Annotated in this window: 10 protein-coding genes; 1 reads left to right on the plus strand and 9 read right to left on the minus strand. The window is 72.1% G+C overall.

Translation table 11 applies throughout. The annotated features are described in order from the left end of the window. Positions 1-97: 97 nt before the first annotated feature. Genes AB0J68_RS21255 through AB0J68_RS21265 form a run of 3 tightly spaced genes read right to left on the minus strand, consistent with a single transcriptional unit; the run spans position 98 to position 2020 of the window. Positions 98-748 carry a DUF3618 domain-containing protein gene (locus AB0J68_RS21255; RefSeq protein WP_363940116.1) on the minus strand — a complete coding sequence of 217 codons (651 nt, stop codon included), beginning with the start codon at positions 746-748 and terminating at the stop codon, positions 98-100. Beyond that, a complete protein-coding gene (locus tag AB0J68_RS21260) occupies positions 745-1212 on the minus strand; it encodes a phage holin family protein (RefSeq protein WP_354857914.1) in 468 nt (155 codons plus the stop codon). Before AB0J68_RS21260 ends, AB0J68_RS21255 begins: the two co-directional genes overlap by 4 nt. A 31-nt stretch (positions 1213-1243) precedes the next feature. Beyond that, the gene (locus tag AB0J68_RS21265; protein ID WP_363940118.1) at positions 1244-2020 is read right to left on the minus strand and encodes a hypothetical protein; all 777 of its coding nucleotides are present in this window, start codon (positions 2018-2020) and stop codon (positions 1244-1246) included. Between the two features lie 232 nt (positions 2021-2252). Between AB0J68_RS21265 and AB0J68_RS21270 the strand changes: the two genes are divergently transcribed. After that, on the plus strand, positions 2253-2744 hold the full coding sequence (locus AB0J68_RS21270; RefSeq protein ID WP_354857909.1) for a DUF4383 domain-containing protein: 492 nt from the start codon (positions 2253-2255) through the stop codon (positions 2742-2744). 52 nt (positions 2745-2796) lie between these two features. Here the strand turns inward: AB0J68_RS21270 and AB0J68_RS21275 are convergent, their stop codons facing one another. The 6 genes from AB0J68_RS21275 to AB0J68_RS21300 all read right to left on the minus strand — a co-directional run. Beyond that, positions 2797-3246, minus strand: coding sequence for a GNAT family N-acetyltransferase (locus AB0J68_RS21275; RefSeq protein ID WP_354857907.1), 450 nt, complete (start codon positions 3244-3246; stop codon positions 2797-2799). Between the two features lie 70 nt (positions 3247-3316). Then, on the minus strand, positions 3317-4792 hold the full coding sequence (gene obgE, locus AB0J68_RS21280) for a GTPase ObgE (RefSeq protein WP_363940120.1): 1476 nt from the start codon (positions 4790-4792) through the stop codon (positions 3317-3319). A gap of 95 nt (positions 4793-4887) precedes the next feature. Further along, positions 4888-5142: a 50S ribosomal protein L27 gene (gene rpmA / locus AB0J68_RS21285; RefSeq protein WP_007464062.1), complete on the minus strand. Its 255-nt coding sequence runs from the start codon at positions 5140-5142 to the stop codon at positions 4888-4890. Positions 5143-5153: 11 nt separating this feature from the next. Then, positions 5154-5468, minus strand: coding sequence for a 50S ribosomal protein L21 (rplU, locus tag AB0J68_RS21290; protein WP_007464063.1), 315 nt, complete (start codon positions 5466-5468; stop codon positions 5154-5156). A 166-nt stretch (positions 5469-5634) separates the two neighbouring features. Continuing rightward, complete coding sequence (locus tag AB0J68_RS21295) at positions 5635-6147, minus strand: hypothetical protein (RefSeq protein ID WP_363940122.1); 513 nt, start codon at positions 6145-6147, stop codon at positions 5635-5637. Between the two features lie 116 nt (positions 6148-6263). After that, positions 6264-8350: Rne/Rng family ribonuclease (locus AB0J68_RS21300; RefSeq protein ID WP_363940125.1), on the minus strand; the 2087-nt coding region annotated here is incomplete at its 5' end.

Consider the following 8350-nt stretch of genomic DNA (forward strand, 5'->3'; position numbering starts at 1 on the left):
CGCCGCCTATGCACCGCGCCCGGGTGGGGGCGCGGGGGTACATGGGACTGCTCGCGGCCACCGGGGTGACCGCGAGCTGTCGCCGATTGCGGTGGGCTCAGGAACTGACCTGCTGGCGGGCCTGCTGGGCCTGGTCCTTGACGTCCTGGGCGGCCGACCGGCCGTCGTCCTTGACCGCGTGCACGGCGTCCTGGGTGGTGGACTTCACCGACTCGGCGGCGTGCTGGGCCGGCTCGCGCAGCTCGTCCTTGAGCTCGCTGGCCACCTCGCCCAGCTTCTCCTTCACGGCGCCGCTGTGCTCGCTGACCTTGTCCTTGACCTGAGCGGCGGCCTGCTGCTCCCGGCGGGAGGCCGGGATCAGCGAGGAGGCCAGCCAGCCGACCCCGAAGGCGATCAGGCCGGCGGCCAGCGGGTTGCCCTGCGACTTCTGCCGGATGACCCGGGGCGCGCTGTGGGCGGCGTCGCTGACCGAGGAGGCCGCCGAGTGCGCGGCGTCGCTGACGCTGGAAGCCGCCGAGGAGGCACGGTCACCCACCGAGTGGGCGGCGTGTCCGGTGCCGTGGCCGAGGTCAGACGCGGTTCCCATGACCTTGTCCCTCACATTCTGCAGCGCGGAACGGGCCCGCTGCTTGCGGTCGTCGACGATGCGGCTCGGGCTGACCTTGTACGCCAGCGCGTCCACATCGGAGCTGAGGCTGTTGCGGGTGGCTTCGATCTCCCGGCGGATCTGGTCGGGATCGGTGCTCATCGGGTGACTCCCTCCGGGTGGGGCTTGAGCGCGTCGGGGATCCGCTGCACGCTGTCGTTGGTCTGCTTGAGCCCGCGTACGTGCTGGGCGTTCTTCTTGGCCATCGAGTAGAGGACGGCGGCGACCACGGCCCAGATGACGGCCACGATCAGCGCGGCCAGGCCGGAGTCCATGACGTTGTCCAGGAACTGCCACACGGCGATGGAGACGAACAACGCCACCATGTAGCCGCCGAAGCCAGCGCCGCCGAAGAGGCCCGCGGCCTTGCCGGCCTTCTTGCCCTCCTGGCGGATCTCGGCCTTGGCCAGCTCGACCTCCTGGCGCATCAGCGTCGACAGGTCGGTGGTGACCTGACGCATCAGGTCACCGAGCGAGCTGCCCTTCACCTCCGCCGCGGTGTGCGGGGCACCCGCGTCGGGGTGGTAACCGGAGTCCAGGCCGGACCCCTGCGTCGGCATGGTCATGCCGTCGCCTCCCTTCGGATGACTCGGCGCCTCACGGGCGGGGGCTGCCGCTGGACGGCACGCCCGGCAGCGGGTCGGTCTGGGTCACCGGCGGCAGCGGCTGACCGGTGCTGGCCGGCTCGGTGTAGCCGTCCGGACGGGTCGGGTCGCTGTAGCCGCCGGGCGCGGGGTCGCTGTAGCCGCCCGCCAGGGTGGTGTCCGCGGCCGTGCGGGGTGCCGGCGGCGGCGTGGGGATCACCGCGGTCTGCTCCGGGTCGTACGCCCCGTTGCCGCGGTAGCCCGCGGAGCCGTTGCCGGAGTGGTCGCCGGAGTCGGAGATGCCGCGGGTCAGGCGGCCGGCCAGCACGCCGAGCACCGCCGCGCCGACCAGGAAGGTGCCCGGGTTGCGCCGCGCGTAGTCGCGTACCTCGTTGATCAGGTCGCCCGGCTCGCGCTCCTCCAGCCAGCCGGCCACACCGTGCACCCGGTCGGCGGCCTGGCGGGCCAGCTCGCTCACCGGGCCGGCCTGGCCACCCTGCTCGGCCATGGTGCGCATCTCGTCGGCGATCGACCGCAGTCCGCCGGCGGCCCGGCGCTGCTGCTCACCGGTCTGGCTGGCGAGCTGAGTGCGGGCCTCGCCGTAGAGGTTGCGGGCCTGCCGGGCGGCCTCGCGGCCGACCTCGGTGCCCTGCTCCTTCGCGGTCTGGGCGACCGCGCCACCGGCGTGCGCCGCCTCGGACCCGACGTGCCGGGCCTGCTCGCGGACGCCGCCGCCGTTGGTGGACTCGTGCCCGTACGTGGAAGACGTGGGTGACACTTCGTAAGTCATGATTTCCCTTCCGCTCGGAAAGTCGTCGCGGTTGTGCTGGGGGGATGCGGCCGTGACGCAGTGGCCGCTGACAACTCACCTACCCTGCGTTTCGGCTTCCATACCTGTTCGTGCATTTCTCTGCGCGGCCGGTGGGATCGACTTCAAAATGGAGGATCGTCGGGCTGCGTCACGTCGGCGCTCCGGACAGCGAGGTTCGCGGGACCGGCAGATCCACGAAAAGGGGGCAGGGATGGCACGAGACGCGCGAGGTGGCCGACCTGCTGCCTCCCGACCCCGGGTGCAGGTGGTCGCGCTGGTCGTGGCCGGGGTCTTCCTGCTGATCGGAATCCTCGGCTACATCCCCGGCATCACCACCGACTACGGCGAGCTGACCTTCGCCGGGCACCACTCGGACGCCAAGCTGCTCGGGCTGTTCCAGGTGTCGATCCTGCACAACGCGGTGCACCTGCTGTTCGGGCTGGTGGGCCTGGTGCTGGCCCGCAGCGTCGCCGGCGCCCGGCTCTTCCTGGCCGGCGGCGGCGCGATCTACCTGGCCCTCTGGCTATACGGCCTGGGGATCGAGGCGGTCGACCCCGAGGCCGGAGCGAACATCCTGCCGGTCAACGACGCCGACAACTGGCTGCACCTCGCCCTCGGCTTCGGCATGCTCGCGCTCGGGCTGCTGCTGTCCAACCAGGTGGGCACCGGTGGGCGCCTGGACACCCCGATCGACCGGCCTTGACCTGCCGATTCACGGCGCCTGACCGCCACCGCGGGCGAGCGACCCGTCGCCGTCAGGCCGCGACCGGGAGCCGCTTGGCGAAACAGACGCTGTACGGGTTGCCGACGTACTCCCCGTACACCGGGACCGGCTCGTAGCCGCACGAGGTGTACAGCCCGATGGCCGCCGGCAGGTACGTGCCGGTCTCCAGGCAGACCACCGTGTGCCCCTGCCGGAACGCGCACTCCTCCAACGCGGCGAGCAGTTGGCGGGCGATGCCCCGGCCCCGGTACGCGGGCCGGACGTACATCCGCTTGACCTCGCCGGTGACGGCGTCGAGCGACTGGAGCCCGCCGCAGGCGACCGCCCGGCCGTGCACCACCACCGCCAGGTAACGGATGTCGTCGTGGGCGACGGTGACCTGCCCGTCCAGCCCGCCGTCGGCCTCGCGCAGCTCACGCTGCTGGGCGACGACCAGGGCGGCGATCTCGGGATCGGTGGCGGGCCGCGACTCGATCAGCATCACCCCACGCTAGGCGGGGTGGATTTCGCGAAGGTTTCCGGCAGTCGTCCCGATCACGGAGAGCAACGGGCTACTCGGCGTCGTCCTCGTCCTCGATGTCCTCGACGTCGTCGTCGGACGAGTCCGCGCCCACCTCGTCCGCCGAGCGCACCCGGCGGGCCTTGCGGGCGGCGAGCCGCTCCGCCGCCGAGGCCCGGTTCGACTTCTCCTCCAGGCGGACGTCGGTGCCCCGGTTGCCGGGCGCGAACTCCACACCCGCGTACAGCGTCGGCTGCCAGTCGAACTCGCGCTCACCGATCCGGACCAGGTCACCGGGCTGGGCGCCGGCCTTGGCGAGCTTGTCCTCCACGCCGAGCCGGGCCAGCCGGTCGGCGAGGTAGCCGACCGCCTCGTCGTTGTCGAAGTTGGTCTGCTTGACCCACCGCTCCGGGCGTACGCCGCGGACGGTGAACGAGCCGTCGGCCTCGGTCGTGATGGTGAAGCCGGCGTCGTCCACGGCCATCGGCCGGATCACGATCCGGGTCGGCTCGGCCGGCGGGGCCGCCTTGCGCTCCGCCTCGACCAGCTCGGCCATCGCGTACGTCAGCTCCTTGAGCCCCTCCCGGGTGGCCGCGGAGACCTCGAACACGCGGTAGCCGCGCTCCTCCAGATCCGGGCGGACGATCTCGGCGAGGTCCCGGCCGTCCGGCACGTCGACCTTGTTCACGGCCACCAGCCGTGGGCGGTCGGTCAGCCCGCCGTACTGGCTCAGCTCGGCCTCGATGGCGTCGATGTCGGCGACCGGGTCGCGGCCGGGCTCCAGGGTCGCCGAGTCGATGACGTGCACCAGCACCGCGCAGCGCTCGATGTGCCGCAGGAACTCCAGGCCCAGGCCCTTGCCGGTGGCCGCGCCCGGGATCAGGCCCGGCACGTCGGCGACGGTGAAGGTGTGGTTGTCCATCCGGACCACACCGAGGTTGGGCACCAGGGTGGTGAACGGGTAGTCGGCGATCTTCGGCTTCGCGGCGGAGATCACCGAGATCAGCGACGACTTACCGGCCGACGGGAAGCCCACCAGGCCCACGTCGGCGACGCTCTTCAGCTCCAGCACGATGTCCAGCTGGTCGCCGGGCTCGCCCAGCTCGGCGAAGCCGGGAGCCTTGCGCTTGGCGTTGGCCAGCGAGGCGTTGCCGCGCCCGCCGCGCCCGCCCCGGGCCACCTCGAAGGTGGTGCCGGCGCCGACCATGTCGGCCAGCACGGTGCCGTCGGTGGTCTGGACCACCGTGCCGTTGGGCACCTTCAGCACCAGGTTGTGGCCGTTGGCCCCGTCCCGGTTCGACCCGGCGCCGCCCTTGCCGTTGTCGGCCTTGACGTGCGGGTGGAAGTGGAAGTCGAGCAGCGTGGTCACCTGCGGGTCGACCACCAGCGACACGCTGCCGCCGTGCCCGCCGTTGCCGCCGTCCGGCCCGCCGAAGGGCTTGAACTTCTCGCGGTGGATCGAGACACAACCGTGCCCACCATCGCCGGCCTGCAGATGCAGGACGACCCGGTCAACGAACGTCGCCACGGCGTCAATCCTTCCAGCGAGGTCCACCTCGCACTTCGTGAAAAAGGCTAAGCGGGCCGGGACCCGGAGGTCCGCGGCCCGCTTAAGCCCGAGAGCTACTGCTGCGGAACGATGCTGACGGTCTTGCGACCGCGCTTGGTGCCGAACAGGACCGCACCGGCGGACAGCGCGAACAGCGTGTCGTCGCCGCCACGGCCGACCAGGTCACCGGGGTGGAACTTGGTGCCACGCTGCCGGATGATGATCTCACCGGCGCTGACGACCTGACCACCGAAGCGCTTCACGCCGAGTCGCTGGGCCGCGGAGTCACGACCGTTACGCGAGCTGGACGCACCCTTTTTGTGAGCCATTGGAGGACGACCTACTTCCCGCTGGAGATGCCGGTCACCTTGACCTGGGTCAACGGCTGGCGGTGACCCTGGCGCTTGTGGTAGCCGGTCTTGTTCTTGAACTTGTGGATCCGGATCTTCGGGCCCTTGGTGTGCGCGGCGATCTCGCCGGACACCGCGACCTCGGCAAGCTTCGCCGCGTCGGTCACCAGGTCGTCACCGTCGACGAGGAGCACCGCGGTGAGCTTCACCGCGTCACCGGGGGCACCGGTGAGCTTCTCGACCTCGATCACGTCGCCCTCGGCGACCTTGTACTGCTTGCCGCCGGTCTTGACGATCGCGTACATCGGAGGCGGACTCCCTGTCGTTGAGGCTGCTGGCGGTCGTCCCCGCGGCGGCTCGCCGGGTAGCAGTGCACGGCGGCGCGGGCACACGGGAACTCGGCACACCAAAGGTGGGCCGCAGGCAAGAGTACGCCATTGCCGGCCCGGACCCCAAACCGGCCCGCCCTGGTCAGCGGGCGCAGAGCTGGTCGAGGCGCTGCTGGAGCCGGTCCAGCTCGGTCTCGTCGATCGACTCGACGTCCGGGCCGAGTGCGGCGACCTCCGTACCGAGGTCACTGAGCAGCGTCTTGAGCTGCGGATCGGTCGACCGCGCCGACTGCTCCCGCAGCGCGGCCTGCCAGCCGGCCAGCGCCGTCCGCGCCCTCGTGCGGGCCGCGTCGGCGGTGGCGGTGTCCCCCGCACCCTGGGCCGCGACCATCCGGCCCAGCTCCGCCACGTACTCCCGGACGGCGGCGGCGCCGGCCTGCTGCGCCTCGGCGCACACCTGCCGGTTGCCGCCCGCGACACCGCCACCCACCGGCGTACCGGTCGATTCGCCGGGAGCGCCTCCGGACCCGGCGGCCGGGCCGGAAGCCCCGGCGGTCGCGCCGGTCGGGCCCGCATCGACCGACCGGTCGGCGGAGCAGGCGGCTCCGACGGCGAGCACGGCCCCCAGCACGGTGACGGCGAGCAGGCGACGCATCTTCTACTCCTGACCGGGGCCGACCGCTCCCGGCCCGGGGTGACCGGAACGGCGAGGTCCCTCCCCGTCACATTGCCGGGAAAGGGACCTCGTCAAACACCGGGCCGGTCAGGCCGTCAGGGGCGGGTCCGCCGACGAGCGCCACCGCGGCGGGAGCGGCGACGCCCCGCGCCACCGGCCTCCTCGTCGGTGTCGCCGTCGGCGAGCGCGTCCGGGTCGTCCGCCGCGGCCAGCCGGGCCGACTCGCCCTGCAGGCTGTCGGACACCGCCGGCGCCGCCTCGGTCTCCGCCTCGTAGCGGGACAGGTCGTACCCCATGGTGTCCTGGTAGTCGGCGTCCGGTTCGACGCTGGTGTCGGTGTCGACGACCTCGACCACCGCGCGCTCGGCCGGGGCGCTCTTGCGCGCCCGGCGGCGGGACGACGCGGTGCCGGCCTCGACGGCCGGAGCGGCCGGCGCCGACGAGGCGACCGCCTTGACCTTCTCCGCGGCCCCACCGGTATGCGGCTTCTCCGGCACCGGCTCGGTGTGGATGATGACGCCCCGGCCCTTGCAGCACTCGCAGGTCTCGCTGAACGCCTCCAGCAGGCCCGCGCCGATCCGCTTACGGGTCATCTGCACCAGACCGAGCGAGGTGATCTCGGTGACCTGGTGCTTGGTGCGGTCCCGGCCCAGGCACTCGGTGAGTCGGCGCAGCACCAGCTCCCGGTTCGACTCCAGCACCATGTCGATGAAGTCGATCACCACGATGCCGCCGATGTCGCGCAACCGGAGCTGGCGGACGATCTCCTCCGCCGCCTCCAGGTTGTTGCGGGTGACGGTCTCCTCCAGGTTGCCCCCGGAGCCGGTGTACTTACCGGTGTTGACGTCGACGACCGTCATGGCCTCGGTCTTGTCGATCACCAGCGAGCCGCCGGAGGGCAGGAAGACCTTGCGGTCCAGGCCCTTGATGATCTGCTCGTCGATCCGGTACTCGGCGAAGACGTCGCTCGTCCCGACGTGCCGGCGCACCCGGTCGACCAGGTCCGGAGAGACGTGCGACAGGTACGACTCGACGATGTCGTACGACTGCTCGCCCTCGATCACCAGCTCGCGGAAGTCCTCGTTGAACAGGTCCCGGACCACGCGGATGACCAGGTCCGGCTCCCCGTAGAGCAGCGCCGGGGCGCCACCCTCGGCGGCCTTGGCCTGGATGTCCTCCCACTGCGCCTGGAGCCGCTTGACGTCGCGGGCCAGCTCGTCCTCGCTGGCGCCCTCGGCGGCGGTGCGGACGATCACGCCCGCGCCGTCCGGGACCAGCTTCTTGAGCACGTCGCGCAGCCGCTTGCGCTCGGTGTCCGGCAGCTTGCGGCTGATCCCGGACGCGTTGCCGTTGGGCACGTAGACCAGGTGCCGGCCGGAGAGGGCGATGTGGCTGGTCAGCCGGGCGCCCTTGTGCCCGATCGGGTCCTTGGTGACCTGGACCAGCACCGAGTCGCCGGAGCGCAGCGCCTGCTCGATCGAGCGGGCACGCCCCTCCAGGCCGGAGGTGTCCCAGTTGACCTCGCCGGCGTACAGCACCGCGTTGCGGCCCCGGCCGACGTCGACGAACGCCGCCTCCATGCTGGGCAGCACGTTCTGCACCTTGCCCAGGTAGACGTTGCCGGCCATGGTGCCCGAGGAGTTACGGGTGACGTAGTGCTCGACCAGCACACCGTCCTCCAGGACGGCGATCTGGGTGCGGTCACCACGCTGCCGGACCGCCATGACCCGGTCGACCGCCTCCCGGCGGGCCAGGAACTCCGACTCGCTGAGGATCGGCGGCCGCGTACGCCGCTGCTCCCGGCCGTCCCGGCGACGCTGGCGCTTGGCCTCCAGCCGGGTCGAGCCGGACACGCCCTGGACCTCGTCGACCGTGCGACGCGGCTCGCGGATCTTGACCACGGTGGGCACGCCGTCGTCGGCGGCTCCCTCGGTGTCACCGGCGCCGCGACGGCGGCGACGACGGCGACGACGGGTCAACCCGTCTCCGCCCTCGGTCTCCTCGTCCTCGTCACCCTCGGCCTCGGCCTCGGCGGTCTCCTCCTCGTCGGCCTGTGCCGCCTCGTCGGACTCCTCGTCCTCGGCGTCGTCGGCACCGCCCTTGCCCCGGCCCCGACCCCGGCGGCCACGCCGACGGCGGCGACGCGCAGCGGCATCTGTCCTCCGTGACGTCTGTGCGCGAG

Source organism: Micromonospora sp. NPDC049580 (assembly GCF_040675595.1).
Classification (GTDB): Bacteria; Actinomycetota; Actinomycetes; order Mycobacteriales; family Micromonosporaceae; genus Micromonospora.

What these genes read in the sequence shown, in the direction of transcription:
- AB0J68_RS21275 (WP_354857907.1), bottom strand. Translation starts at nt 3,246, where the DNA reads ATGCTGATCGAGTCGCGGCCCGCCACCGATCCCGAGATCGCCGCCCTG.
- AB0J68_RS21295 (WP_363940122.1), bottom strand. Translation starts at nt 6,147, where the DNA reads ATGCGTCGCCTGCTCGCCGTCACCGTGCTGGGGGCCGTGCTCGCCGTC.
- AB0J68_RS21255 (WP_363940116.1), bottom strand. Translation starts at nt 748, where the DNA reads ATGAGCACCGATCCCGACCAGATCCGCCGGGAGATCGAAGCCACCCGC.
- AB0J68_RS21260 (WP_354857914.1), bottom strand. Translation starts at nt 1,212, where the DNA reads ATGACCATGCCGACGCAGGGGTCCGGCCTGGACTCCGGTTACCACCCC.
- rplU (WP_007464063.1), bottom strand. Translation starts at nt 5,468, where the DNA reads ATGTACGCGATCGTCAAGACCGGCGGCAAGCAGTACAAGGTCGCCGAG.
- AB0J68_RS21270 (WP_354857909.1), top strand. Translation starts at nt 2,253, where the DNA reads ATGGCACGAGACGCGCGAGGTGGCCGACCTGCTGCCTCCCGACCCCGG.
- rpmA (WP_007464062.1), bottom strand. Translation starts at nt 5,142, where the DNA reads ATGGCTCACAAAAAGGGTGCGTCCAGCTCGCGTAACGGTCGTGACTCC.
- AB0J68_RS21265 (WP_363940118.1), bottom strand. Translation starts at nt 2,020, where the DNA reads ATGACTTACGAAGTGTCACCCACGTCTTCCACGTACGGGCACGAGTCC.